25 protein-coding genes are annotated in these 23,624 nt (G+C 69.9%); 8 read left to right on the forward strand and 17 right to left on the reverse strand.

Going from position 1 to position 23,624, the window contains the following annotated elements; translation table 11 throughout:
* Positions 1-22: 22 nt before the first annotated feature.
* The 6 genes from sbnB to Q0994_RS21080 form a co-directional block, all read right to left on the reverse strand.
* Positions 23-1,030 (reverse strand): 2,3-diaminopropionate biosynthesis protein SbnB, encoded by a 1,008-nt coding sequence (gene sbnB, locus Q0994_RS21055; protein ID WP_299537351.1) that lies wholly within the window; start codon positions 1,028-1,030, stop codon positions 23-25.
* Positions 1,031-1,112: 82 nt separating this feature from the next.
* Complete coding sequence (gene sbnA, locus Q0994_RS21060) at positions 1,113-2,093, reverse strand: 2,3-diaminopropionate biosynthesis protein SbnA (RefSeq protein WP_299537353.1); 981 nt, start codon at positions 2,091-2,093, stop codon at positions 1,113-1,115.
* Positions 2,090-3,541 carry a M20/M25/M40 family metallo-hydrolase gene (locus Q0994_RS21065; RefSeq protein WP_299537356.1) on the reverse strand — a complete coding sequence of 484 codons (1,452 nt, stop codon included), beginning with the start codon at positions 3,539-3,541 and terminating at the stop codon, positions 2,090-2,092. The genes sbnA and Q0994_RS21065 overlap by 4 nt, the downstream gene beginning before the upstream one ends.
* Before the next feature lie 29 nt (positions 3,542-3,570).
* Positions 3,571-4,506: a hydroxyacid dehydrogenase gene (locus Q0994_RS21070; protein ID WP_299537358.1), complete on the reverse strand. Its 936-nt coding sequence runs from the start codon at positions 4,504-4,506 to the stop codon at positions 3,571-3,573.
* Between the two features lie 171 nt (positions 4,507-4,677).
* Complete coding sequence (locus Q0994_RS21075) at positions 4,678-5,658, reverse strand: NAD(P)-dependent oxidoreductase (protein WP_363325561.1); 981 nt, start codon at positions 5,656-5,658, stop codon at positions 4,678-4,680.
* A complete protein-coding gene (locus Q0994_RS21080) occupies positions 5,607-6,704 on the reverse strand; it encodes a ScbA/BarX family gamma-butyrolactone biosynthesis protein (RefSeq protein WP_363325562.1) in 1,098 nt (365 codons plus the stop codon). The genes Q0994_RS21075 and Q0994_RS21080 overlap by 52 nt, the downstream gene beginning before the upstream one ends.
* 53 nt (positions 6,705-6,757) lie before the next feature.
* On the opposite strand from Q0994_RS21080, the gene Q0994_RS21085 reads away from it, so the two are divergent.
* Complete coding sequence (locus Q0994_RS21085; RefSeq protein WP_299537362.1) at positions 6,758-7,393, forward strand: ScbR family autoregulator-binding transcription factor; 636 nt, start codon at positions 6,758-6,760, stop codon at positions 7,391-7,393.
* A gap of 310 nt (positions 7,394-7,703) precedes the next feature.
* Here the strand turns inward: Q0994_RS21085 and Q0994_RS21090 are convergent, their stop codons facing one another.
* A complete protein-coding gene (locus tag Q0994_RS21090) occupies positions 7,704-8,042 on the reverse strand; it encodes a MerR family transcriptional regulator (RefSeq protein ID WP_299537365.1) in 339 nt (112 codons plus the stop codon).
* Between the two features lie 926 nt (positions 8,043-8,968).
* On the opposite strand from Q0994_RS21090, the gene Q0994_RS21095 reads away from it, so the two are divergent.
* The 3 genes from Q0994_RS21095 to Q0994_RS21105 all read left to right on the forward strand — a co-directional run bounded on the left by Q0994_RS21095 (position 8,969) and on the right by Q0994_RS21105 (position 11,878).
* Positions 8,969-9,289 (forward strand): STAS domain-containing protein, encoded by a 321-nt coding sequence (locus tag Q0994_RS21095; protein ID WP_299537367.1) that lies wholly within the window; start codon positions 8,969-8,971, stop codon positions 9,287-9,289.
* Between the two features lie 160 nt (positions 9,290-9,449).
* Positions 9,450-9,809, forward strand: a complete 360-nt coding sequence (locus tag Q0994_RS21100; RefSeq protein WP_299537369.1) for a hypothetical protein — start codon at positions 9,450-9,452, stop codon at positions 9,807-9,809.
* Positions 9,810-10,678: 869 nt separating this feature from the next.
* Positions 10,679-11,878: a PP2C family protein-serine/threonine phosphatase gene (locus Q0994_RS21105; protein WP_299537372.1), complete on the forward strand. Its 1,200-nt coding sequence runs from the start codon at positions 10,679-10,681 to the stop codon at positions 11,876-11,878.
* 88 nt (positions 11,879-11,966) lie between these two features.
* On the opposite strand, the gene Q0994_RS21110 is transcribed toward Q0994_RS21105, so the two are convergent.
* Together Q0994_RS21110 and Q0994_RS21115 are read right to left on the reverse strand one after the other, a co-directional pair.
* Positions 11,967-12,371 carry an STAS domain-containing protein gene (locus Q0994_RS21110; protein WP_363325563.1) on the reverse strand — a complete coding sequence of 135 codons (405 nt, stop codon included), beginning with the start codon at positions 12,369-12,371 and terminating at the stop codon, positions 11,967-11,969.
* A gap of 62 nt (positions 12,372-12,433) precedes the next feature.
* Entirely contained in the window at positions 12,434-12,784 is a 351-nt protein-coding gene (locus Q0994_RS21115) for an ATP-binding protein (protein WP_299537378.1), read from the reverse strand.
* Between the two features lie 545 nt (positions 12,785-13,329).
* On the opposite strand from Q0994_RS21115, the gene Q0994_RS21120 reads away from it, so the two are divergent.
* The gene (locus tag Q0994_RS21120) at positions 13,330-13,644 is read left to right on the forward strand and encodes a chaplin (protein WP_299537381.1); all 315 of its coding nucleotides are present in this window, start codon (positions 13,330-13,332) and stop codon (positions 13,642-13,644) included.
* 727 nt (positions 13,645-14,371) lie between these two features.
* Here the strand turns inward: Q0994_RS21120 and Q0994_RS21125 are convergent.
* Positions 14,372-15,943: a DHA2 family efflux MFS transporter permease subunit gene (locus tag Q0994_RS21125; protein WP_299537389.1), complete on the reverse strand. Its 1,572-nt coding sequence runs from the start codon at positions 15,941-15,943 to the stop codon at positions 14,372-14,374.
* A 311-nt stretch (positions 15,944-16,254) separates the two neighbouring features.
* Between Q0994_RS21125 and Q0994_RS21130 the strand changes: the two genes are divergently transcribed.
* Together Q0994_RS21130 and Q0994_RS21135 are read left to right on the forward strand one after the other, a co-directional pair.
* Positions 16,255-16,875, forward strand: coding sequence for a TetR/AcrR family transcriptional regulator (locus Q0994_RS21130; RefSeq protein ID WP_299537390.1), 621 nt, complete (start codon positions 16,255-16,257; stop codon positions 16,873-16,875).
* Between the two features lie 111 nt (positions 16,876-16,986).
* A complete protein-coding gene (locus tag Q0994_RS21135; RefSeq protein WP_299537391.1) occupies positions 16,987-17,733 on the forward strand; it encodes an NADPH-dependent F420 reductase in 747 nt (248 codons plus the stop codon).
* 314 nt (positions 17,734-18,047) lie between these two features.
* Here the strand turns inward: Q0994_RS21135 and Q0994_RS21140 are convergent, their stop codons facing one another.
* From Q0994_RS21140 to Q0994_RS21160, 5 genes are all read right to left on the reverse strand, one after another.
* A complete protein-coding gene (locus Q0994_RS21140; RefSeq protein ID WP_299537392.1) occupies positions 18,048-19,046 on the reverse strand; it encodes a zinc-dependent alcohol dehydrogenase family protein in 999 nt (332 codons plus the stop codon).
* A 137-nt stretch (positions 19,047-19,183) separates the two neighbouring features.
* Positions 19,184-19,534, reverse strand: a complete 351-nt coding sequence (locus tag Q0994_RS21145; RefSeq protein WP_299537394.1) for a helix-turn-helix transcriptional regulator — start codon at positions 19,532-19,534, stop codon at positions 19,184-19,186.
* A 576-nt stretch (positions 19,535-20,110) separates the two neighbouring features.
* Positions 20,111-20,566, reverse strand: a complete 456-nt coding sequence (locus Q0994_RS21150; protein ID WP_363325564.1) for a replication-relaxation family protein — start codon at positions 20,564-20,566, stop codon at positions 20,111-20,113.
* A gap of 73 nt (positions 20,567-20,639) precedes the next feature.
* The gene (locus tag Q0994_RS21155; protein ID WP_299537396.1) at positions 20,640-20,762 is read right to left on the reverse strand and encodes a hypothetical protein; all 123 of its coding nucleotides are present in this window, start codon (positions 20,760-20,762) and stop codon (positions 20,640-20,642) included.
* Positions 20,763-20,870: 108 nt separating this feature from the next.
* Positions 20,871-21,776 carry an NADP-dependent oxidoreductase gene (locus tag Q0994_RS21160; RefSeq protein WP_299537398.1) on the reverse strand — a complete coding sequence of 302 codons (906 nt, stop codon included), beginning with the start codon at positions 21,774-21,776 and terminating at the stop codon, positions 20,871-20,873.
* Positions 21,777-22,018: 242 nt separating this feature from the next.
* Here Q0994_RS21160 and Q0994_RS21165 point away from each other — a divergent pair, with 242 nt between their 5' ends.
* On the forward strand, positions 22,019-22,165 hold the full coding sequence (locus Q0994_RS21165) for a hypothetical protein (RefSeq protein WP_299537400.1): 147 nt from the start codon (positions 22,019-22,021) through the stop codon (positions 22,163-22,165).
* Positions 22,166-22,491: 326 nt separating this feature from the next.
* Here the strand turns inward: Q0994_RS21165 and Q0994_RS21170 are convergent, their stop codons facing one another.
* Positions 22,492-22,767, reverse strand: coding sequence for a hypothetical protein (locus Q0994_RS21170; protein WP_299537402.1), 276 nt, complete (start codon positions 22,765-22,767; stop codon positions 22,492-22,494).
* A 63-nt stretch (positions 22,768-22,830) separates the two neighbouring features.
* Complete coding sequence (locus Q0994_RS21175) at positions 22,831-23,589, reverse strand: DeoR/GlpR family DNA-binding transcription regulator (RefSeq protein ID WP_299537404.1); 759 nt, start codon at positions 23,587-23,589, stop codon at positions 22,831-22,833.
* Positions 23,590-23,624 lie beyond the last annotated feature (35 nt).

A 23,624-nucleotide genomic window follows, 5' to 3' on the forward strand; every position in this document is an offset into this window, starting at 1 on the left:
GGGCGAGGAAAGCGTGCGGACGTCAGTTCCAGCGCTGTGTCTCACCGAAGAAGTCGGGGACGGACACCGCGAGGCCCTTGTCCACTGCCTGCTGGTAAAGGCGCTGTCCCACCGCGAGGTCAAGGACGCCGAGCCCGAAGGGTGAGAAGATGCGCGGCCGGTCCCTTGCCGGAGTGATCTCGCCGCGCAGCATTTGGGCGAGGGTGCCGTCGATGAAGTCGCGGTTGCCGAGTTGCTGTTCGGCCAGGTGGGGCGAGGTGTTGGCGGTCAGGCAGTGGTCGACGTCGTCGAGGATGTTCTGCGCGCCGGCCACGACGTCCGGTCCGAGGTCGCGCAGCGAGATGTTGAGGACGGTCTGGCCCGGGGCGAAGGCGTCCGCCCGGGTGACCCAGGGCTCTGGTGCGGTGGTGGCGAAGACCACGATGTCGGCGTCGGCCGCGGCCCGCTCGTAGGAGTCCTCCTGCTCGGCGCGGTAGCCGAGTTCGCCGATGCGGCGGGTGAGTGAGGAGGCGTAGGAGACGTCCCGGTCGTGGACGACGAAGGTGTCGACCGACCACGACTGCGCGGCGAAGAACTCGGCGATGTTGCGCGCGATGACCCCGGCGCCCACCAGGCATATTCGGGTCGCAGTCGGTCCGCCGGCAAGTTCCTGGGCCCCCAGGACGGCGGACGCGGCGGTGCGGGCGGCGCTGATCTGTGACGCCTCCAGGCAGGCGAAGGGGTAGCCCGTCTCGTAGTCGTTGAGGAGCAGCGTGGCCGAGGCACGGGGGATGTTGCGCTCGATGTTGCGGGGGTAACTGGCGATCCACTTGATGCCGGAGACGCCGTGGTCGCCTCCGAGGTGGGCGGGGAGGGCGATGATGCGGGCGTCCGGCTTGTCCGGGAAACGCAGGAAGTAGCTGTTGGGGTTGACGGAGTCGCCGTCGTAGTGGGTGAGGTAGGCGGAGCGTACCGTGTCGACGATGTCGGGGCGGGAGTCGTCGATGAGGGTGCGCAGCACTGCACCGCCCACCACGTGGAAGTCGAACATGCTGGATTTCCTCGTCTCGTTTCTGGTCGGAACGGGTGCGTCGTGCGTCGCTCGCCGGGCCGGGGGGCAGGCCGGCGGCCGGTCACACGGCGACGGGATGTCTGCCGGAAGGGTCGAGAACGTGCGTGCCGAAGGTGTCGGCGACCCAGTCGTCGTCGTAGATCGTCCTGACGTAGCGGTCTCCCATGTCCGGGGAGACGGCCACGACGCGCGAGCCCGTGGGAATCCGGTCGGTCATCGACTCCAGCGCGGCGAGCACGGATCCCGTGGAGCCTCCGAGCGGCAGTCCTCGTTCGCGGGCCAGGCGGCGGCACATGCGGACGGCGTCGCCCTCGTCCACCAGGACGACCTCGTCCACCTGGTCGGGCCGGCACAGTTCGGGGCGGCGGCTGGTGCCGAGGCCGGGGATGTGACGGGGGCCGGGCGGGCCGCCGAAGGTCACGGATCCGACGGTGTCCACCGCGACGATCTTCGTCCACGGCGAGAACGTCCGGAAGTGCTGCGTGCAGCCCATGAGCGTGCCGGTGGTGCCCGCGCCCACCACCAAGACGTCGACGTGGCCGATGTTCTTCAGGATCGAGGTGGCGGTACGCCGGGCGTGGGCCTGCGCGTTGGCGGGGTTGGCGTACTGGTTGAGCCACACCAGGCCCGGGTCGGCGTCGATCATCTCGTGGATGCGGGCGATCCGGGTGGCCAGGTAGCCGCCGTTGTGGTCCCGCCGGGTCACTTGGACGACATCGGCCCCCAGGGCACGGATGAGAGCGAGGCTCTGCGGGGAGACGTTCGGGTCGGTCACGCAGGTGAAGTCGTATCCGCGGGAGGCGGCGATCACGGAGAGCGCTATGCCGAGACTGCCGGAGGAGGACTCGACGATCCGGCCTCCGGGCCAGAGCACACCCTTGCGTTCGGCGTCGTCGACCATGCCGACCGCGGACTTGAGCTTGACCGACCCCGCCGGGTTCATCCCCTCCAGCTTCAGGAAGAGGTGGCTGCCCGGCAGGACGTCGTCGACTTCGAGGAAGATCTCGTCGGTGACGATGTCGCATGCACGCTGGTAGATCATCGGTCCTCCTGCGGGCCGGTCGGCGTGGTGCGGGGTACGACGTCGCCGCCCGCACTCCGCGGGTCCGTCCGGAGAGCGGCCAGACGGCGGAGGAAGAGCGCTTCGGCGTGGGCCAGCGAGGCGATCTCGCGTGGGCTCACGCTCTCGTCGGTGCCGTGGATGTTGGACGGGGGATCCTCGACACCGCACAGAAGGATCTCCGCGTCCGGATAGAGCGTCCGCAGGACGGAGCACACGGCGATCGAACCGCCGGCCCCCACTTCGCGGGCGTGGACACCGAAGGCGTCCCGCAGGGCGCCACGCATCACGCCGTGGGCCTCTCCCCCGGTGTCGGCGAGGAAGGACGGACCGCTGGTGACACGCCGGACTTCCAGGTGCGCGCCCCAGGGGACCTGGTCCCGCAGGTGCCCGGCCAGCGCCTCATGCGTACCGGACACGTCCGTGCCGGGCGGTGTGCGCACGCTGATCAGCGCCTTGGCCGAGGGCAGCAGTGCGGGTACGGCACTGTCGAGGGGCGGGGACTGTACGGCCAGGACGGTGACGGCCGGCAGGTTCCACAGCCGGTCGGCGATGCTGCCCGCGCCGATGAGTTCGACGCCGTCCAGGAGGCCGGCGTCGGCGCGGAGGTCCTTCTCGGCGTACTCCGCGCGGTCCCCGCCGTCCCGGGCCCCGGATGCCGGCTCGGGATCGAGGCCGGGCACCCTGGTCGTGCCCCCGCTGTCGTGCAGCGTGCCCAGGAGACGGATGAGAGCGGTCATCGCGTCGGGCACGGGCCCGCCGAACTGGCCCGAGTGCAGCGTCTTGGACAGAGTGGAGACAGTGACCTCCACGACGGCCATGCCCCGCAGCGAGGTGGTGAGGGTCGGGACACCGGGGGCGACGTTCCCGGTGTCGGCGACGACGATCACGTCGGGTTCGACGACCAGACCGGGGTGGGCGCGCAGCACTTTCTCCAGGCCTCCGTCGCCCGGTTCCTCGCAGCCGTCCACGAGGACCACGAGGTCGAGGTCGGGGAGGGACTCGCCGGTCCGGTCCCCCTGGAGGGCTCGCAGTGCCGTGAGGTGCATGACGACGTTGCCCTTGCAGTCCGCGCTGCCTCGGCCGTACCAGCGTCCGTTACGGTCGGTCAGCTCGAACGGGGGTGTCAGCCAGTCGGTTTCGTCCTGTGCGGAGACGACGTCGTAGTGGGCGTAGAGCACCACGGAAGGCGCGCCGGGCGACCCGGGGCGGCGGGCGTAGACCGTCTCGGGGCCGTCGTCGGTCGGGAGCAGGCGGGTCTCGGGAAAGCCGGCGTCCGCGAGCAGATCGGCGATCCGGCCGGCCGCGCGGCGGAACTGGTCCGGGGGCGAGGCCCCTACGACGGTGCGCAGCGCGACCAGTTCCGCGAGGTCGTCGCGGGCTCGGGGTATCAGCGAGCGCACTGTCGCGGCTGAGGGGGATGCAGGCATGGTGGTCTCCGGCGTGCGGGCGCGGTCGCTCAGACAGCGGCGGGTGTGGGGGCGAGCAGCGGAGCCAGCTCCGCGAGGACGAGGCGGACGACTTCCTGTCCGGCCCTGAGCTGGGCGCCGTTCGTACTGGCGCCCAGATGGGGAATTCCGAGAACGTTCGGCAGACCCAACAGCGCCGCGGGACCAGGGGGCTCGGTGGTGAAGACGTCGAGCGCGGCGCCGGCCAGCCGTCCTTCCCTCAGTGCCCGTTCCAGGGCGGCCTCGTCGACGATGCCGCCCCGTGCGGTGTTGATCAGGTAGGCGGTGGGCCGCATCAGGGAGAGTTCCCGGGCCCCGACGAGACCCGTGGTCTCCGAAGTCCTGGGCAGATGCAGGGTCACGACGTCGCTGGAGGCGAGCAGTTCGTCGAGTTCGACGGACCGGACGCCGCTGTCGGCAGGGACGGCGTACGGGTCGTGGACGAGGATCTGCATGTCGAAGGCGGCCAGCCGTCGTGCGACCTGCCGGCCGACTCGGCCGTGTCCCACAATGCCCGCGGTACGGCCCGCGAGCTCCACGCCCGTGAAGTCGGCCCGACGCCACTCCCCCGCTTCCAGCGAGCGCGCCGCGGTCTTGACGTGGCGGACCAGGGCGAGTAGGAGCCCGACGGTGAGCTCGGCCACGCTCACGGTGTTGGAGTCGGGGGCGTTCACCACAGTAATGCCACGAGCCGCGGCAGTGGCGGTGTCGACGTTGTCCAGGCCGACGCCCGCTCGCGCGACGATCCGCAACCGGGGCGCGTGGCCGAGCGCTTCGGCGTCGACCTTCGTGCCGCTGCGCACGATCAGGGCGTCCGCGTCGGACAGGGCGGTGAACAGGGCGGCACGGTCGCGGCCGTCGATCCGCCGGACCTCGCACGCGGCTTCGAGCGGGACGACGGCGTCGTCCGGAAGCACGTCACTCACGATCACGATCGGTGTGGACACAGAGCTCTCCCTCAGGGAGGTGACGGGACACAGCCGAACTTTCATAAGCCGAACGATTGGTTTGTTTCTGAAAAAAGCCTAACGGTCGGTTTGTTTTAGGGGAAGGTACGTGCGTGTGTGTCCTGCGTCACCTCCCGCCGCAGCGGCCCTGCGGCGGGAGGTGACGCGGGATCAGCGCACCAACTGTGCGCGGTACCAGGCGGCGTGGGCGGCCAGGCCCGCCGAGAGCCCGATCTCGGGCGCGTGGTGCCCCATGGCACCGAGCCGGGTCGCATCCAGCCAGTGGTCGACGCCGAGCAGATCCAGGATGTGACTGTCGCACCCGGCGGCGACCAAGGCCTGCCGAGCATGCTCGAAGGACTGGTCGCCATCCACGAGGGGGAAGCCGAGGTGACGATGGGCCGCCGCGGCCAGCTCCCGCAGGCTGACAGGCTGGGACGGACAGGCATGGAAGACGCCGGCCGCTGCCCGGGCCCGGTGGGCCACGGCCATGCGGGTGAGGGACAGGGCGAGGCTGCCGACCTCGGTGAGCGAGAGCAGCGCGGCGCCGCGTTCGGGCAATCCCGAGGGCAGAGCGCGCAGCATGCGCAGCAACGCCGGCATCACCCACCGGTCACCGGTGCCGTACACGAGGTACGGACGGAGGACGGCACCGCCCGCCTCCAGAGTGAAGCGTTCGCCGACGAGACGGCTGCGACTGGTCGGCGATACGGGACGCGGCTCCATCGCCCCTTCGGTCAAGTTTCGGAACGGGCCGTTGCCATACACAGCCGCGGTGCCCAGTTGGACGAACCGGTCCACACCGGCGCGCCTGGCCTCCTGCACGAGGCCGCGCGTGCCGTCGACGTTCACAGCGACGCACCGGTCCTCGTCCTTGCCCACGTACGAGGCCAGATGCAGCACAGCATCCACGTCCCGGCAGATGCCTCGCAGGGACGATGGGTCCGCGATGTCGCCGTCGACGGCCTCGGCGTACCGCCCCGCCTCGACGGGTTGCTCGTGGACCAGCACGCGCACACGCACACCCGCGGAATTCAGCAGGGGAACGACCGTGCCACCGATGAATCCGGATCCGCCGGAGACCAGGACGCGTGGGCGATTCACCGTGAGCCGCCCGAGGGCGCCGACGCGTCGTGGACTGTCAGGGTGCACTCGTAGACGACGGCGTCGCGCTGCTCGGCCGCCACCCGCACCCGGAGCGGACCGGAGCCTTGCGGTGGGTCCGGCAACCAGGCGCGGACGAGGCACGGGGTGTCGAACTCGACGTACCGGTGGAAGTGGTTGGACATCGAGGCCGCCAGTACCGCGCCCGGGCCGGCGAGGCTATGGGCCGCCTGTCTGGCTGCTTCCAGCAAGAGCATCCCCGGCACATGGTCCGTCGGGTGGTCGAAGAGCGTCGGGTGTGACCAGTTGACGCGCAGCGGCCAGACCTTTTCGTACCGGTCCCCTCCGCCGCCGTCCTGCAGCGGCCGGCCGAGCACCACGTCAGCCTCAACGACCCTGCCCACCTCTCGCGGCGGGAGGGGCTCCGGCTGGGCGGGCAGGCGCACAGGCGCCTCGGCGTACGCGCCCCGCAACCTGCGGTAGACGGAACCGCGCATGCAGTTGAACACCATTCGGGCGCGCCCCATCTCCGTCGCACCGCGGCTGAGCAGGACATCCATGGTCATCCCCGCGAGCCGGTTCGCGTGCAGCACGACGTCCTTGCACGCGATGGCGAGTTCGACGTCGAGGGGACGGTCGTCGAGGAGGAGAGCGTCCGGATCGAGATCGGTGCTCAGTTCCGTCATCAGGGTCGGGTGGTCCCGGGGCAGGTCGTAGAAGACATGACTGACCAGAGAAGATGCCTGGCGGATACTCTCGGCGGCGAGCAGGGGATCATGCCAGCGATCATTGATCGGGCTGTAGAAACCGTGCCCGCGCGGCCACTGGGCGCCCACCTTGAAGCGGTGCGTAGCCAGACGTATCCAGTGGTCGGTCAGCAGCACTTCACCTATGGCTCGGCGGTGCACCAGATCACGTGACGCTGTTCGCTCGAAGGAGAGAGGACTCATGGGCTCGGCGGGGAGGACGTGTGGAGAGGTCCGTAAGACAACCGGCATTTCACGACTCCTGTCTGCGTGGCGTCCCCCAGGCGGCACTCGGTGGCCACTGGGCACGTCGAACCGTACTGAACGTACGGTTTGTTTTGGAAGCATTGAATCAGCCTCACTACAAGACCGACATCTCCAGGAAACGAGGAAGCAACGCGATGACGCGACAGGAACGGGCGATCGAAACGCGACGAAGGCTACTGGTGGGGGCCGCCAAGGTCTTTGACGAGCGTGGTTACGCGGCCGCGAGTATCAACGAGATCCAGGAGCGCAGCGGCATCACAAAAGGAGCCATGTATTTCCACTTCAAGTCGAAAGAAGAGATCGCGAGGGGGGTGATGACCGCTCAGACCGAAGTGCCGATCGAGGTGGGCGACTCCACCGCGTCACCGATGCAGCAGGTCATCGACTTCACGCACGAGTTGGCCCACAGGCTGCGCACGGACGTCCTGTTCCGCGCGAGCATACGTCTCACTGTGGAACAGAGGATGTTTCAGCCGGACGACTCCGGCATGTACAACTGGTGGCTGAGCGCATTCACGCTTGATCTGGCGCGTGCTCAGGGCGCATCGGAACTGCGTGAGGAGCTGGTACCCGAGGACGTGGCGGCCAGCGTGGTGGGCTGCTTCACGGGCATACAGATCCTCTCCTACGTCACGTGCGGACACCGCGACCTCCACCAGCGCCTGACCCGTTGGTGGCAGCAGATGCTGCCCGGCATCGCGACGCCGGAAGCCGCGGCTGCGGCTCTTCCGGCCGGATCCCGGAAGTTCGGTCAGGCCGACCTGGCCTGACCGGAGGCCCCGGCCCGAGAACGGTCACGCCGCGGCATGTGGGTCTTCGCCCTGACGGATGCCGCCCCATACTGACCGCACCCGTCGACGTTGACGTGCCGGGCCACCTCACGCAGCGTGATCGTCCCTGCCGGTCGCGCAGAAGACTGCTGGGACGTCCGTGACGAATGCCGGGTCGATGTCGGCCGGCAGCCCCGGCTCCTCAGTCCGGGCCAGCCGCCGCGCCGATCTGGTCGGCTTCCCGCTCACCGGGCGGCGCTGAGTCCAGGAACGCCCGCCGGGCGCGCTCGACATCGCCCGCCACGGCCGCTCAGGCCGCGGCGGTCGGGTCCGCGGGGGCGGTGGCGCGGCGGTGTTCGGCGTTGATCCGCTGGGCTTCTTCGAGCTGGTCCTCGAGGATGATGATGCGGCAGGCGGCCTCGACGGGGGTGCCCCGGTCGACGAGTTCGCGGGCGCGGGCGGCGATGCGCAGCTGGTAGCGGGAGTAGCGGCGGTGTCCGCCCGGGGAGCGCAGCGGGGTGATGAGGCGGGCCTCGCCGAGCGTCCGGAGGAAGCTCGGGGTGGTGCCGATCATGTCGGCGGCCCGGCCCATGGTGTAGGCGGGGTAGTCGTCGTCATCGAGCCGGGCGTGCGGGGTGTCTGCGGTCATCGGCACCTTCCTGTGGTGGGACGCGTGGAGGGGCCCTGGTGCCGTGTGGCACCAGGGCCCCGAAGGAACTGCTACACCATCCGCCGGGCCCCGTCACGGGGCCGGGCTTCGTGTTCCGCATTCACCCGCGGGGGGAACGGGGGTGTGTGCGGGGATCGCGGTTGCTTGACCGGAGACCACCTCACTGTCGATGTCCTGCGGTACCCGGACCCTGGTAGTGCGTCCGGGCGATCCTGATGGCGCCTCAACTCCTCCGTTCTTCCCTCTGTGTTCGATCTCTTACCGGTACTGCTGGTACTGCGCACTGCTGGTGACCTGAGCCGAGCGTCACCCTTCTCGGCAGCCAGCCCCGTCGCCCGCCTTGCACAACGCTCTTGGCTTGGAACCCCACTGCCGGACCTCCCGGTGCGCGCGCCCGCAGCCGACGCCTTCACCGGGGTACTGCTCTTTGACGCAACTTCGCTGCGGTCCTGCAACCTGCACCTGCTGGTGGTGGCCCCTGATCACCGCGGGCCACCCGGTCCAGTCGCCAGTCCCGTCACCGTCCTGCACCTGCTCATGGCTCCGGAACTCCACCACCGCACCGTCCTGCGCACTGCCCCTACCGGTACTGCTGCCCGGCAGTTCGTCCCTGCCGGGCCCTGCTGTCTCTCTGGGCTACGACAGGAAACATACCCACACGATCAGCCAATGTCTACTCCCTCCAGTAGAGGTTTTCGTTCTGGCTGCGATGAGATAATCAGTCCTGCCAGACACAGGGCGGTCGTATGGGCCCGGCACCCGGAAAGCAGGCCCGGATACGCCTCCTCGCAGCGGACGGAGGACCCGGCGGCCTTGCGGTCCGCACATCCACCGATGAGCGACTGCAGGGCCGGCCAGCGGTTCCGTGTCTGTGCGGGCACACGGCCGGGCGGCATAATGGCGGGATGACCACCTCTGCCCCCCGGCCCTCCGGCCCCGGGTCTCTGCCGGTGATCGCGCTCCAGGGCGAGTTCGACTACGCCTCGGTGCCGGGGCTGCAAGCCCGGATAGACACCGCTGTGAACACGCACGGAGGACTGATCCTGGACGCCGGAGCCGTCACGTTCGTCGACTCCACGGTCGTCACCCTGATCCTGATGACCCACCAGCGCACCCACCTGCGCATCGCCGGCCTCAGCCCTCACCTGGAACACCTCTTCGGCATCTACGGCATCGACCAGGTCCTGCACATCTACCCCACCGCGGACGCCGCCCAGACCGCCTGAACCAGCGGGCGCCCAGCCGGAAACCCCACGACGCCGGCCATGGACGGGAGCCGTGAGCGCCGTCGGCAGAAGCCGTCTTCGCGCCCGGCGGCAGGGCCGCATACCTACCTGCCCGGCACCGCCAGGAGCAGCCGGCAGGCCGGTGGATATGATCGGTACCATGTCGAAGCCTGACACGCTGCTCGTTGAAGTTGCCGCCCTGGTCGAGTCCGGGCGCAGCAATCAGATGCCCCTGACCGTGGTCACCGGCGGGGCAGTCATCACGGGCCGGCTGGCCCCCGAAGCCGTCTGGAGACAGCGGGTGTCAGAGGTCCTGGCGGACTCGGCCCACCTGAGCGGCTTCTCCGGAATGTTCACCGATGCAGCACCCGAAGACGGACCGCCCACACATCTGCACTTCCACGTGGCCCGGATCCTCCAGGGCACGGTCGGGATCCCGGAGACCGGCGGGATGTACCGGGTCGCCATCGACGACGTCAGCGCCTGGACCATGGGCGACTTCAGCTACTCCGACCAGTAAATACTGCGATGTTCGAGGGCCCCGGGACGGATCACGGAAGTGCGCGGGCTGCGGTGAACGTTTTGAGGCCGACAGCCGGGTCTGCGGTTATGTGTGCTTCGTGACGGGGACGAGGCGATCCGCCTGTACGTCGCCGCCTGCGCCGAAGGCTTGGGTGCCGCTGTTCGTGGAGCTGAGGGCAGGCGAGCAAAGCCGAGGAGCCGGTCTGTTCCGGCCCGGCGGGACGCGGCGACGGCCTGCCAAGCAAGCTGGCCGTTGAGCCCGGCGGCCCGGACAGGGGTCCCAGCGGCGAGGGCGCGGGCCCACCGGGGCGGTAGCCGACACGATCGGCACCGCGCGCGACCCGGGGCCCAGTGCCGCGCCGGGGGGCTGTGCGGGGGCGAGTGCTACGGGGTCGGCTGCCGGGCCCGGCACCGGCACCGGGTCGAGCACGGCAGCACACGCCTTGGAAAGCCTTGGGACGGTCGGAGAAGGCGGGCGCCCGGAGCACGGCCAGGAATCGACGCAGGCGGAACACGGCTGCCTACTCGAGGCCGCCCGGGACAAGCTGCATCCTGCCCGGGGAAGGCTGCATGCGTGCGCGCATGAGGTCTTCTGGGCGGCGGTGGCCGCAGGGAGGGAGCCCGCGGTGGACGGTCCGCGGTCGGCAGGGTGGGAGACTCAGAGATGTCGCCGTCCTGGCCGGCGTTCCAGCCGGGGGCGGGAGGGACGTACACATCGGTGCCGCTCTGCGGGCCGAGTCCGGCGTGGTCCCGTCAGTACACGCGTGGTAATCGATGCGCGGACCTTCGTGGTCTTCGCCTGTGGAGAGTCATGGCAGAAGAGCGGAACCTCGCCGGCAAGCCGGATCCCGGACTGGGGAGCCGGGTGTGACGGCGCAGGATCTGGCGCGGGCGCTGGCCGGCCTGCTGGAAGCCAGTCACACGGCACCGTTCGAGCAGTTGCCCCTTCTCCTCGGCAGTGCAGCGCAGACGGCCGGTGCGGGCGGGGCCCGGCTGTTCGTGGCGGACCTCCAGGAGGAGGTACTGCGCGAGGTCACCGGTATCGGACTGAGCGCCGGCAAGGGCGGCGAGGAGCACCGGATCGAGGGCACGTTGCCCGGCCGCGCCTATCAGATCGCCGAGATCACGGCTCCGGCCCGCGGCGGGGCGTGCTGGGTGCCGGTGCGGGACGGTGCTGAACGTTTGGGCGTCCTGCACGTCGAGCCCGGCCCCGGAAACGGGAGCAGACCCGACGAGGAGGTGATGCGGGCGCTGGCGTCGATGGCCGGACTGCTGCTGGTCTCCAAGCGGGCCAACAGCGACTCCCACGCCCGGCTGACCCGCACCCGGCCGATGGGGATACCGGCGGAACTGCAGTGGAGCATGATGCCGCCGCGGACCTTCGCCGACCAGCGGGTCACCGTCAGCGCCTTTATGGAACCGGCCTACCAGGTCGCTGGGGACGCCTATGAGTACGCGGTGGCCGACGACGTCCTGCACCTGGCGGTCTTCGACGCGATGGGCCACGACACCTCCGCCGGCCTGACCGCGGCCCTGGCCATGGCCGCCTGCCGCAGCCACCGACGCGCCGGCGCCACCATTCCCGAAGCCAGCAAGGCCATCGAGGACACTCTGATCGAACAGTTCGGGCACAGCCGCTACGCCACCGGGATCCTCGCCGACCTGGAGCTGGACACCGGAAAGTTCAGCTGGGTCAACCGCGGGCACCTGCTGCCCGTACTGATCCGCGGCGGGCGGTGGGCCAGCACACTCACCTGCCCGCCCGCAGGCCCCATGGGCAGCGGATTCAACCTGCCGATCACCCAGCGCACCGAACAGCTCGAACCCGGCGACCGGCTGCTGCTGTTCACCGACGGCATCACCGAAGCCCGGGACACCGACGGCCGCGAGTTCGGCGTGGAACGCTTCACCGACTTCATCATCCGCCACCACGCCGACCACCTACCGGTCGACGAGACACTGCGCCGCCTCATGCACGCCGTCATGGACTACCACCAGGGAACGCTGGAAGACGACGCCACCGTCCTGTTCTGCGAATGGCACGGACCGGGCGCCCCGAAGCAATGAAGAGAACGCTTCCAGGGGGGATGAGCCGCCTCCGGACGGACGCACAGGCACGGGAACCAGCCGCGCGGGGGGGGTTCCGCCGCGCCGTTCACCTCCGCAGGGCAGCTTCCAGAGTGTCGTACACGTCGATGACATGGCCCAGACCGACGGTCCTCAGGGCACGCGGGGGTGCGTCGGGGATGCTGCTGAGGCGGAGCCGGCCGCCGGCCCCGTGAAAGATGCGGTGGGCGTGCAGCAGCGTGTTGATGCCGGTGGAGTCGATGAAGGTGAGGTGGGCGAAGTCCACGACGACGCGGGGCAGCCGGCCGGACGCGGTGATGGCCGCTTCGAGGGCTGGGACGCTGTCGTGGGCCAGATACGCCCGCCGGGGTGAGGACCGTGATGCCTCGCGGAGTGACGGACGTGCGAATCCGCAAGCGTTCGCTGGGCAAGACGCCACCTTTCCGGTCGGCCTCGGCACCGCCGGCCGTGAGAGCGGCCTGATCACGACCACAACGCACTCGTCTTGCCGGTGTCAACTTCCCTCACGGCCCCGCCGGGCCGGGGCTGCTGAGTTCAGAGGACCGTGAGGCAGGCACGAACGGTCTTGCCGCGGTCACCGATCTCCGTGTCGACCTTGGTGCACAGGGCCAGAACGATCTCCAGCCCGTGCTGGCCGATGCGTCCGGGCTCGAAGGGCTGCGGCTGCGGTGACCGCCCCGAAGTGTCGGACACCGCGATCTCCAGCAGACCGTTTTGCAGGCCGAGGGCGAGCGTGCACGGCCCGGGCGCGTACCGCACCACGTTGGTCACCAGTTCGCTGACCACCAGAAGCGCATCCCCACGCTTCACGTCCGCCACCGCCACACCCCGCGTCACGGCCCGGTGCAAGAACATGTCGGCGAAGCTGCGCGCTTCACCGATCACGGGCGGCCCCTCGTACGAGACCGCTGCCCCCAGCCGGGCACCCCGGAACACCGTGCTCCCCTCCTGCGGCATCTCCTGCATCACAGGCCCCCACCCGCCTTCACCGCCCTGCGACCGGCAGCGCGACCGCGCTCGAACGATCAGTATCGGAGGCGGCACCGTGCCACACCGAATGCGTGCTGTTCACCCCTATGTCCTTGTGCCTCGTCTGCCCCGCGAACCGGGGCTCATGTGCGGCCGGGAGACGCCCCCTCGTCCGGTCCAGGACGGCCTTCCCGTCATCGCCGCCCACGCCCGCGCGCCGCGATCACCCACTCGCTTCACGGCCTACGGCCTGCCTCTCCCCCCATGGCCCCGCCGCTCCCGGCAACGACCACCCGGCCCCGACCCCAACCCGCGTTCGGTGAGATGCGGATGGTCCGGAGGGCCGTTCAGGGGGAGCTCGGCGCTGGTCAGGCGTGTCGGCGGCCCCGCACGGAAGCGGCCCGCATCGTGGAGGCAGCTGCCGTGATCGAGCGGTGGCACTCGAAAGCTCGGAGAGCTCCATGTTGAAGCTGAGAAGCACAGTGGTTCTGGCCGCGGCCGCGGGCGCCCTGGTGTTCGCCGGCGCCGGAACGGCCGGCGCGGACGCCGGAGCGCAGGGCGCCGCCTTCGGCTCCCCGGGCGTGCTGTCCGGCAACGTCGTCCAGATCCCCATCCACGTCCCGATCAACGTGTGCGGGAACTCCATCAACGTCATCGGTCTGCTGAACCCGAGCTTCGGGAACTCCTGCGTCAACGGCGGCGGCCACGACCGCGTCCGCGACGAGCACGAGAACGACAAGGGCTCCGAGGGCTATGCGGGGAGCTACAGCAAGTAGCTCCCGGGGATTGCCCGGCTGTGGTGCTCGGGGGCTCCGGTCAGGTGGTGCCGGCGGTACGGGCCAAGTCGGTTTCCCAGTGGCCCTGTTTCCCCGGTCGGCCCTCCGTCCACGCTTTCCATGTCGGTCCGCGCCGGTGCCGGGCAGGATTCCCTGCCCGGCACCGGCGCCGTCGTGCTCGGCTCTGCGGCAGTGCGACATCAGCTCCTGGTACCAGGCCGGATGAACCGACGAGTGAGGTCTGGTGGTGGTGTTCACGCGGAGGATGCGCTGTGGTTCGGTGCGCCCCTCCCCCGTGTGTGCGGCGCCCCGGCAGCCGGGGCCGAGTTCGAGTGCCACGCCGTGCCCTGCCCGCCTTGGGCAAGTGGATGCATCACGGGGCAGCGGCATGTCGCCTGCCGTCGACCGTACCCTTTCGGTCTGCGTCCCGGCGCCTCACACCCGGAAGCGGACACGAACCGTGAAACGGCTGGCCTGTGGATGGACGCAGCGAAGAACGGGCCGGGAATCGCGAGCTGTGGATGTGGCGCCGCAGCACAGTCGGCAAATCAGCAGGCTTGTTGGCATATGACACCCGTCGTTACTCTGCGGAGCCCTTCGGTCTCGGCCATGCGCATGTCAGCGGTGTGAGGCGGGACGGGTCGAGGCGGCCCGACTGGGCATGTCAGAACGACAAGAGGACCCCGGCTACTGCCGGGGTCCTCTTGTCGTTCGCGCTACCAGGGGGTCAGGGGTTGGCGGTGAGTTCGCCGTGAAGGTCAGCGCTCAGGTCGTTCAGCCCAGTGACTGCGGCGGCGTTGTCGGAAGCATCACTCGGTGGAGTAGCCGGCGGCTGGGGGGCGGCTGCTGCCTTGCGGACGCAGAGGGTGCCGATGATTGCGAAGCAGCCGATGACCGCTGCCGTCGTGAAGGCGGCTTGTGCAGCTGAGACGGACTGGGCCAAATCCAGTACTCCCGCATCTTTCGCGTGGGAGCCGATGGTGTAGGCCGAGATCAGGATGGCGCCGCCGGCGCCGCCGGCCAGCTGCTGGGCGGTGTTGAACGCCGCGGTGCCGTGCGGGTAGAGCTCGGCGCGCAGGGAGGACAGTGCGGCTGTCGTCATTGGTGCCCACATCAGGGCTTGCGAGGCCGACAGGACGAGGTAGGCGGCCAGGAGCGCGGTGATACCGGTGTTCTCGTTCGCTCGGCTGAGGAACCACAGGGAGCCTGTCCAGATGACCGATCCGGGGATGGCCAGGGGGCGTGGTCCGTAGCGGTCGTAGACGCGTCCGCCGAGGGCCGAGACGAGGGCGATCAGGGCTCCGCCGGGGACCAGGAAGAGGCCGATCTGGAACGCCGTCAGGCCCGCGACGTTGGTAAGGACCAGGGGCAGGACCATCGTGGCACCGAACCCGACCAGCGCGACGACGAGCATCACCAGCAGCGGCACGGTGAACGACGGGGTGCGAAAAATCCTCATGTCGAGGAAGGCGTTGTCGCTGCGCTGCAGCACGGTCTGCCGACGGACGAAGACCGCCAGGGCGAGAAGCCCGATGATGATCGGGATCCAGGGAGCGACCGGTGCGTGGCCGGAGGTGGACTCGCCGATCGTGGACAGGCCGTAGACGAGGGCGCCGAACCCGATGGCGGACAGGACGAGGGACAACACGTCCAGCCTGACCGGTTCGGGAGTGGTGATGTTGCGCAGCTTGGCGGCGCCCAGGGCCAGTGCGGCCAGGACGATGGGCAGGACGATGATGAACAGCCACCGCCAGCTGAGCTGGGAGATCACCAGGCCGGACACCGCCGGGCCGACCGCGGGTGCCACCGCGGTCAGACCGGTGACCACTGCCATCGTCCGGCCTCGGCGGTGCGGGGGCACCAGTCGCATCGTCGTGGCCATCAGCAGGGGCATCAGGGCGGCCGTGCCCGCTGCCTGGATGATGCGACCGGTGAACAGCACGCCGAACCCTGGGGCGACGGCAGCGATCGCCGTCCCCAGGGTGAACAGGGACAGCGAGCCGAGGAAGATCGCGCGGAGGGTGAACCTCCGCAGGAGGAATCCGGTGGCCGGGATGAGGATCGCCAGAGTCAGCAGATAGCCCGTCGTGAGCCACTGTCCCGTGGTGGGCGTGATGTCGAGATCGGTGATCAGGGTGGGGAGAGCGACTCCCAGCAGCATCTCGTTCAGCAGGACGGTGAACGCGGAGACCATCAGGATCCCGATGACCAGGACATCTTGGGAGGCCAGCCTGTCGTCGCTGCGGGTCGCCGGCGGTGCGTCTGCGGCGGCCGGCGCCGGAGTCTTGTCGGGGGACATGTGATCTCTTCCGTGTTGCTGAGGAGGGTGTGCGAAGGGCCGTGCGCGTTCCATGCCGCAGGTGCAAGCCGACGGGGTCCGGCTGTACGAGCCCGGGCCGAGTGGGCCTCGGCTGTAGAGCTGTCGCGTGGGGGTATGCCGCCCCGGCGGCCCTCGGCACGGAAGACCGGTGTGCCGCGCCGGGCCGCCTTGGAGGCAGCGGATGTCTGGCGCGGTCGGCGGTGGCATCGGAACTGATAAGGAGATAGTCTCCGTTTCGTGAACGACGATACGGAGACCCTCTCCGCATTGTCAACGGGAGGTGCAAGGACATGGGTGAGGCAGCTACCGGCGACCGTCGGCAGCGGACGGACAAGCAGCGCAACCGCACGCACATCCTCGAGGTCGCGCAGGAGTTCTTCGCCGAGCAGGGCATCACCGGCTCCATGGACGCCATCGCCAAGCGGGCCGGTGTCGGTCCGGGCACCCTGTACCGGCACTTCCCCAACCGGGAGGCACTCCTGGCTGCTCTGCTGCAGGCCCGCGACGAAGAACTCGAGGCCCGCCGGGACGCCATCCAGCGCGAGGTGACCGACTCCCGCGCCGCGCTCACCCAGTGGCTTCAGGCGCTGGGCGAATGGGTGACCGCCTTCGACGGCCTCCCCGAGCCCCTGCGGGCCGCGCTGGCGGAAGGCACGTCCCCGCTGGCGATCACCTGTCAGGGCTTCGTCACGACCACCGAGGATTTCCTCGCCGCGGCACAGCGCGACGGCGGCGCCAAGCCCGGGGTACGGGGACGTGACCTCTTCCTCAGCACGCTGGCCACCGCCTGGGCCCGAGGTGCCGCCATGGCCGACGAGTCATCGCCCGACGGACTCGTCTCCCTCATGCGCACCGGGTGGGAGACACCCACGACGGAATCCGCCCCCGGGAGCGGCGAAGACCCCGCGTAACCGCCGGCAGAAGCGTGGCGCTCCGGCGCGGGACGCTTTCCCACACTCGGACACCGCGGCCGCGGCGTCCGAGTGCCTCTCGCGACTGAACTCAAGGCAAGGAGAAACTTCGTGAAGATCGGCATTCTGGGCGTAGGACATATCGGGAAGACGCTGACCCAGCGGCTGGCCGCGGCAGGGCATCAGGTGAAGGTGGCCAACTCGCGGGGCCCGCACACGATCGAGGCTGACGTCCTCTCCACGGGCGGGCGCGCGGTGACGGCGGCAGAAGCCGTCGAGGACGTCGACGTCGTGATCCTCTCGATTCCCCTGAACCGTCTTCCGCAGGTCGCGCCGCTGATCGCCGACGTGCCGGCCGACACGGTCGTCATCGACACGTCGAACTACTACCCGGCGCGGGACAGCCGGATCGAGGCCGTCGACGCCGGGCAGGTCGAAAGCCTGTGGGTCACCGAACAGCTGGGCCGGCCGGTCGCCAAGGCGTGGAACGCGATCGGATCCCACTCGTTCGCGGTCAGGGACAGGCCCGCAGGGAGTCCCGGCCGTATCGCCATCCCCGTCGCCGCCGACCGCGACCGGGACTGTCAGACAGCCATGGCGCTGGTCGAGGACACCGGATTCGACGCGTTCGACGCCGGGAGGCTCTCGGACTCCTGGCGGCAGCAGCCGGGTGCGCCGTGCTACTGCACCGACCTCACCCGCGAGGAGATGCCGGGTGCGCTGGCCGCAGCGGAGGCCGAGCGCCTGCCCAAGCGGCGCGACCTTTCCGTCGCCGCGATCCAGGAAAGGGTCGGGGACGCCCGGACCAACCCCGACGCGGAGTACGGCGTCCGCCTGAGCCGCGCCCTGTTCATGTGACCTCTCGGTGGGGCGCCTCCTGGGGTCTTCCCACATCGGACCCCGGTTGAGCGGTACACGTCCCCGCCCGCTCCATCTGCCTGTGCCCCGACGTCGGCCGACGTCGGGGCACAGGCAGATGGAGCGGGCACGCATGACAAGGCTGCCCGGACACGTCGTGCTGCCAGAAGGTGCGCGCGGCCACCTCCGTCTCCCACGCGACGCCCGGGCGCGACGCGGCGAAGAACGCGAGGGGCCGCGGGCGCCACCTGCCGGTGGTGATGAGGGTCGCCCGGGCGGGCGTCCACGACGCGCACACTGCGCGCTGAGGAGGCTCAGGCGCCGGGGACGGTGACGACGATCTTGCCGACCTGTCCGCCGGCTTCCAGGTAGCGGTGTGCCTCGGCGATGTCCTCCAGCGGGAACGTCTTGTCGATGGTGGGGGTCAGTTCCCCCTTGGCGAGACCGTCGGCCACGAAGGCGACCGCTTCGCCGCGTCGCCGGTCGTCGGTGGTGATCTCGAAGAGTTCGAACCCCCGGATGGTGAGGTGCTTGAACAGGACCTCACCGACGTTCAGCGGGGTGGGGGTGCGGTCGAGGACGCCGTAGAGGACGAGGTGGGCCTCGTGGGCGGCGGCGGTGACGAGGTCGGCCAGGGCCGTGCCGCCGACCGGGTCGAAGATGATGCGGGCGCCCTGGCCGTCGGTCAGCTCCCGCACCCGGGCGGGGACGTCCTCCTCGGCGGTGGCGACGACCTCGTCAGCGCCGGCGTCCAGGAGCTGCCGGCGCTTGGCGCCGGTGCGGGTCAGAGCGATGGCGCGGGCGCCGGCCTTGTGGGCGACCTGGATGGCGGCGAGGCCGACGCTGCTGGAGGCCGCGGAGATCAGGACGGTGTCGCCGGGGCGGACGCCCGCGAGGTCGACCAGGCCGCCGTAGGCGGTGATGAACTGCATCCACACCGAGGCCGCCTCCTCGAAGGAGAGCCGCACGGGATGGGCGACGACCGCGTGGGCGGGAGCGAGAACCGCCTCCCCGTGCACGCCGTAGTCGGTCATGGCGAAGGACGGCACCACGCTGACCGGCTCACCCACACTCAGGCCGCGCACGCCCTCACCGAAGGCCTCGACCACTCCGGCCGCCTCGTAACCGATGCCGGAGGGGAAGACGGGATCGGTGCCGTACTGGCCGAGCCGGAACATCGACTCCGCCCGATTCAGGCCCAGCGCCCGGGTCCGGATCAGAACTTCGCCCGGCCCGGGCTCGGGCACGGGGGCCTCCTCCAGATGCAGGACTTCGGGTCCGCCGGTCTGATGGAAACGGACGACGCGGTTCATGCGTGGCTCCTTGGTGCGGTTCGGTGCGCTGGGGAAGCCGGTGTCGCACGGCCTCCTCATGCACCCTGCTTCAAGGTTCGATGGGTGTCAAATTTTGACCGCCATCGAAATATGTACGCCAAGGCCGGCTCAACCTCTCAGTCGACGTCCGAGCCGGCCTCCGCCACGCAGGCCGCGATCACGGAAGGGAGCAGGCCGGGAAACCGCTCCTCCATCTCCTCGGCGCGCAGTGTGTTCATCTTGGCAACGCCCACGTAGTACTGCCGGATCACCCCGGCTTCGCGCAGCACGTTGAAGTGGTGGGTGAGCGTGGAGATGGAGACCGGCGCCTCGAACGTGCCACAGCTCATGTCCTCGCCCCGGCGCGCGAGCTGGGAGACCACCATCCGGCGCACCGGGTCCACCAGTGCCTCCATCACCTGCTGGAGACCCACCTGAGCGAGGTCGGGATGCTCCACTGTCCGGGGGGCGGTACGGGGGCGGGCCACATTCAACTCCTAGGCGCGATACCGACAACGCACCCATCCTACGACTGTCATCGAAATAATGATCAGGGACCGACTGCAGCCTTCTGTCAGCGCGACGCCGGGACAGGTTGATCACAACCGTGGCCACTGATTACCAACCAACCCACGTCGTCCTTACCAACTACGAAGCGTCACAGCTCTCTGATCACGGGTGCCCTGCCGCCGTACTTGCCAGCCAGCCCGCGTCGTCACACCGTGGACGGCCTCGCGGATCAGAACTCCGGGTCGGCGGGGCCCGGCCTGAGTGGAAGCCGGGCCGGGCCCGGTGTGCTTACCGCGGCCTGGACAGCGCCGTCAGCGCCCGCCGGTCCTCACTGGCCGACGACCCACCACACGGGCCGGTCGGCCCCGTCGGGGGTGAGCTGGTGCAGGGTCGTCGTCGCCACGGTCATCCGGTAGGTCACATCCGACAGGCGGCGGGCGCGGGCGTGGAAGGCGGCCCCCCCCTCGTGCGGGGGCCGCGCGGCGCGGGGCCGGGGCGAAGACGAACAGCAGCGGCGGGAAGGGCCGGTCCAGGTACGGCCCGGCGTAGGTTTCCTACCAGCGGGAGCGCGGAGGGCGGGCGGCGTTGCCGCGCCCGGACGCGGGGGCGTTGCGGTAGGCGTCGTAGGGTTCCCGGCGGGGGTGGGGTGGGGAACCTCCACCCGCCAGTCGGCGTGGTCGGGACACCTGGGCCTGGTGGAAGGCGATGACGGTGCCGACCAGGGCGAGGCCGTGCTCGCGAAGGCCCGTCTCGCCGGCCGCGATGCGCCTGCCCGTCGTCCGGCCGGTCGCCGGGGCGAGCTCGCCGGAGGCGGCGGCTTCGGCGAGACCCGCCGGAGTGCAGTACCAGTAGCTCTGCTGGGCACGGTGGGTCCGGCCGACCAGGGCCGGTGATTCGGCGAACAGGTTGCGCAGCGCGCGCCGGACGTGGTCGGTGCCCTGCTGATGGGGCAGCAGCAGCGCCCGGAGCTGGCGGGGCGTGGCCAGGCGCAGTTGGGCAAGGGTGAGCAGGACCTCGTCGCGGAGGTCCGCGCCGGCCTTCGTCGCCGCCTTCCTCCTGGTTCGGGACGCTTCTCCAGGTACATCAGTACCTGTAGTGGAGGAGTTGCAACCGGCCGGGGGTCGCCGGGTGCGCGTCCTCGTAGCGGGCGCCGACGGCCGTGTTCCGCCGGCCGGTGGTGGTGACCGGGGTGAGGTAGGCGACCAAGGCGTGCGGGCCGCCGCCGTTGTACCCGATCTCTTAGCGGTCCGCCCCGTAAATCCTTCGGGAGTTGTCTCCGGGGCCGGTGTTGTGCGCGAGACGTGTAGGGGGTGCTCAGAAGATCACGGTGATCTTTCCTGCCAGGCCACCTTGGAGGAAGCGTTCGTGTGCGGCTTGGATCTCTGGGAGGCCGAAGGTGGAGTGCACACGCAGCCGCAGGGAGCCGCAGTCGACGAGCTTGATGAGTTCGTTCAGTCCCGCGCCGTCCTCACGCACCTGGTTGACGGTGGTACGCACACCGCGGGAAGACAAGTCAGGTACTGGACCTGCTTGGGTGGCGATCGACGCATACCGGCCGCCATCCGCCAGTGCCCCGGTCACGAACGCCCCGAAGGTATCGAAGACCGCGTCATAGCGACGGTCTTGAAGAGCGCGGCGGTCGGTGGTGACGAGGTCGGCACCGTGCTCGTGGGCGAAGGCGACCTGAGCATCCCGGGAGACCAGAGCGTCGACCTTGACGCCGCGCGCACGGGCGATCTGCAGCGCCAACCCGCCAACCGCACCTGCGGCACCGGCGATCAGCAGCCGCTCACCGGCCTTCACCGCAAGCCAGGCCAGGGTCTGCCAAGCCGTCAGTCCGGGAAGCGGCAAGGTGGCCGCCTCGGCCAGGCTGACCGTCTGCGGCGCAAGGGCGACGGCCCGTGCTGGAAGCGCGACCAGATCGGCCCAGGTCCCCCGGCCGGAGCCGAGCTGGTGCGACATGGCGATGACGCGTTCCCCGGCGCGCAGCCCACTGCTGCCGCCGTCGACCACGATGCCGGCCAGGTCCCAGCCAAGCGTCATCGGCAGTGGCGGCGTTCCTTCGCCGATGGCTCCTTCTCGCGTCTTGTCGTCGACGGGATTGATGCTGGTCGCGACAGTCCGGACCAGCACATCCCCGGTGCCCGGTTCAGGCTCGGGAGCATCGACGACGTCGAGGACGTCGGGAGTGCCGAAGCGATTGATCTGTACTGCGCGCACGAAAGATCCTTTACACGACTGGCGCTGACCGGAGGGTCAACACCTGGGGTGATCATGGGATTCCCGATTGCAGCGACGGCTCGCAACTGGACCAGCAGGTGGGCCCACCCGCGACATCTGGGTTCCATCCTGGCGGCGGGCGGGGCAGGCTGCGGCTTGCCATGATCCACTTCGGCCGAACCGTTTCGCCCGCCATGCCCGTCCGCAACGCCTGTCCGACAGCCCCGAGTGCAGCCGAACGCGTGCGGCTGAAGAAGATGGCCTACGGCCACAAGACCGAGCACTGGCTGCGGGTGCGTGCACACGTCGTCCTGCACGCCGCGCGCGGCCGCTCCAACGCGCGCATCGTCCAGGAGACGGGCCTGCACCTTGACACCGTGCGCCGCTGACTGACCGAGGATGCCAGCACCACTCCTGCATCTTCATCACCGACCCCGGCTTCCGGCTGAAAGCCGCCCGGGTACTGAACCTGTACGCCCGCACCTGGCAGGGCGAACATCTGCGGGATGACGAGTACGTGATCAGTGCAGACGAGAAGACCTCCATCCAGGCCCGCTGCCGCTGCCATCCCACCTTCGCTCCCGGCAAGGCCCGCGCGATGCGCGTCAGCCACACCTACGGACGCGGCGACGCCCTGGCCTACCTGGCCGCCTACGAAACGCACCGGCATCATTCCGTTCATGCACCTGGTCACCCAGGTCATGAACACCGTGCCCTACGGCAGCGCCAAGCGCGTCTTCTGGATCGCGGACAACGGTTCCTGCCACCGCGGGCAGGAGGCCACCGCCCGGCTGACCGCGGCGTTCCCGAACACAGTCATGGTCCACACACCCGTACATGCTCCGTCGAGCGAGAGGCGGAAGCCCGGTGTGAGGGCGAGGCCGCGGGTGGCTGCCCGGTCGGCCAGTCGCCGGGAGTCGGCTTCGAGGAGTTCGAGCCACGGGGACAGCCCGCCCCGGACGTCCCACCGCGCGTTCCTGGCGTCCGGCACGGGCAGGGGCGGCGGCGCTGACCGGCCGGTCGCAGGCGACCTCCGTCCTGTTGGCAGATGTCGTCAGTCGGCCGTCAGGACGTCGACGCCGCGTCCGACGAGCTCCGCGACCACCGGGTCCTGGGGGGCCCGGTCCGTGATCAGTCCGCTGATCTCCTCCCAGGGCAGGACGCGGAACCGCGACGCGGTACCGATCTTCTCGCAGGACGCGAGGACGTAGGTGTCCGCGGCCCTCGCCGCGAGGGCACGCTTCATCGCGGCGTCCTCCGCGTCACCCGTGGTGAGTCCCGCTTCGGGGTGCACGCCGGTGACACCGACGAAGAAGACGTCGGCGGACACGTTCTGCGCGGCCTCCACCGCGGCGGCGCCGCAGGTCACGGCCGAGTGCTTGAAGAGGCGGCCGCCGAGCATGAAGACCTCGGCCCGCGGATGGTCGAGCAACGCGGTCGCGACCGGCGGGCTGTGCGTGATCACGGTGCAGTCCAGATCCTTCGGCAAAGCGTGGACGACGGCCAGAGCGGTGGTGCCGCCGTCCAGGATCACCACACCGCCGGGGCGCACCAGCGCGGCGGCCACCGCGGCGACCTTTTGCTTGCCCTCCGGCGCGACGGTCTGCCGGGCGCCGTAGTCCACGACGGCCGGAGACACCGGCAGCGCCCCGCCGTACACGCGCTGGCACAGCCCTTCGTTCGCCAGGTCCCGCAGATCGCGCCGCACGGTGTCCTCCGAGATCCGCAGGTCGGAGGCGACGTCCTTGGCGACGATCTTGCCCCGGCGGGCAAGCAGGTCCAGCAGGTGGTCACGTCGTTCAGCAGCCAGCATTCGCGTTCTCTCCTGTTGTTGCACGTTTTTGCGTG

This window comes from uncultured Streptomyces sp. (assembly GCF_947488945.1).
Lineage (GTDB): Bacteria > Actinomycetota > Actinomycetes > Streptomycetales > Streptomycetaceae > Streptomyces.

Coding starts and splice junctions, on each gene's coding strand:
- sbnB (WP_299537351.1), bottom strand. CDS start 1,030: ATGTTCGACTTCCACGTGGTGGGCGGTGCAGTGCTGCGCACCCTCATC.
- sbnA (WP_299537353.1), bottom strand. CDS start 2,093: ATGATCTACCAGCGTGCATGCGACATCGTCACCGACGAGATCTTCCTC.
- Q0994_RS21065 (WP_299537356.1), bottom strand. CDS start 3,541: ATGCCTGCATCCCCCTCAGCCGCGACAGTGCGCTCGCTGATACCCCGA.
- Q0994_RS21080 (WP_363325562.1), bottom strand. CDS start 6,704: ATGCTTCCAAAACAAACCGTACGTTCAGTACGGTTCGACGTGCCCAGT.
- Q0994_RS21085 (WP_299537362.1), top strand. CDS start 6,758: ATGACGCGACAGGAACGGGCGATCGAAACGCGACGAAGGCTACTGGTG.
- Q0994_RS21090 (WP_299537365.1), bottom strand. CDS start 8,042: ATGACCGCAGACACCCCGCACGCCCGGCTCGATGACGACGACTACCCC.
- Q0994_RS21095 (WP_299537367.1), top strand. CDS start 8,969: ATGACCACCTCTGCCCCCCGGCCCTCCGGCCCCGGGTCTCTGCCGGTG.
- Q0994_RS21100 (WP_299537369.1), top strand. CDS start 9,450: ATGTCGAAGCCTGACACGCTGCTCGTTGAAGTTGCCGCCCTGGTCGAG.
- Q0994_RS21120 (WP_299537381.1), top strand. CDS start 13,330: ATGTTGAAGCTGAGAAGCACAGTGGTTCTGGCCGCGGCCGCGGGCGCC.
- Q0994_RS21125 (WP_299537389.1), bottom strand. CDS start 15,943: ATGTCCCCCGACAAGACTCCGGCGCCGGCCGCCGCAGACGCACCGCCG.
- Q0994_RS21130 (WP_299537390.1), top strand. CDS start 16,255: ATGGGTGAGGCAGCTACCGGCGACCGTCGGCAGCGGACGGACAAGCAG.
- Q0994_RS21140 (WP_299537392.1), bottom strand. CDS start 19,046: ATGAACCGCGTCGTCCGTTTCCATCAGACCGGCGGACCCGAAGTCCTG.
- Q0994_RS21175 (WP_299537404.1), bottom strand. CDS start 23,589: ATGCTGGCTGCTGAACGACGTGACCACCTGCTGGACCTGCTTGCCCGC.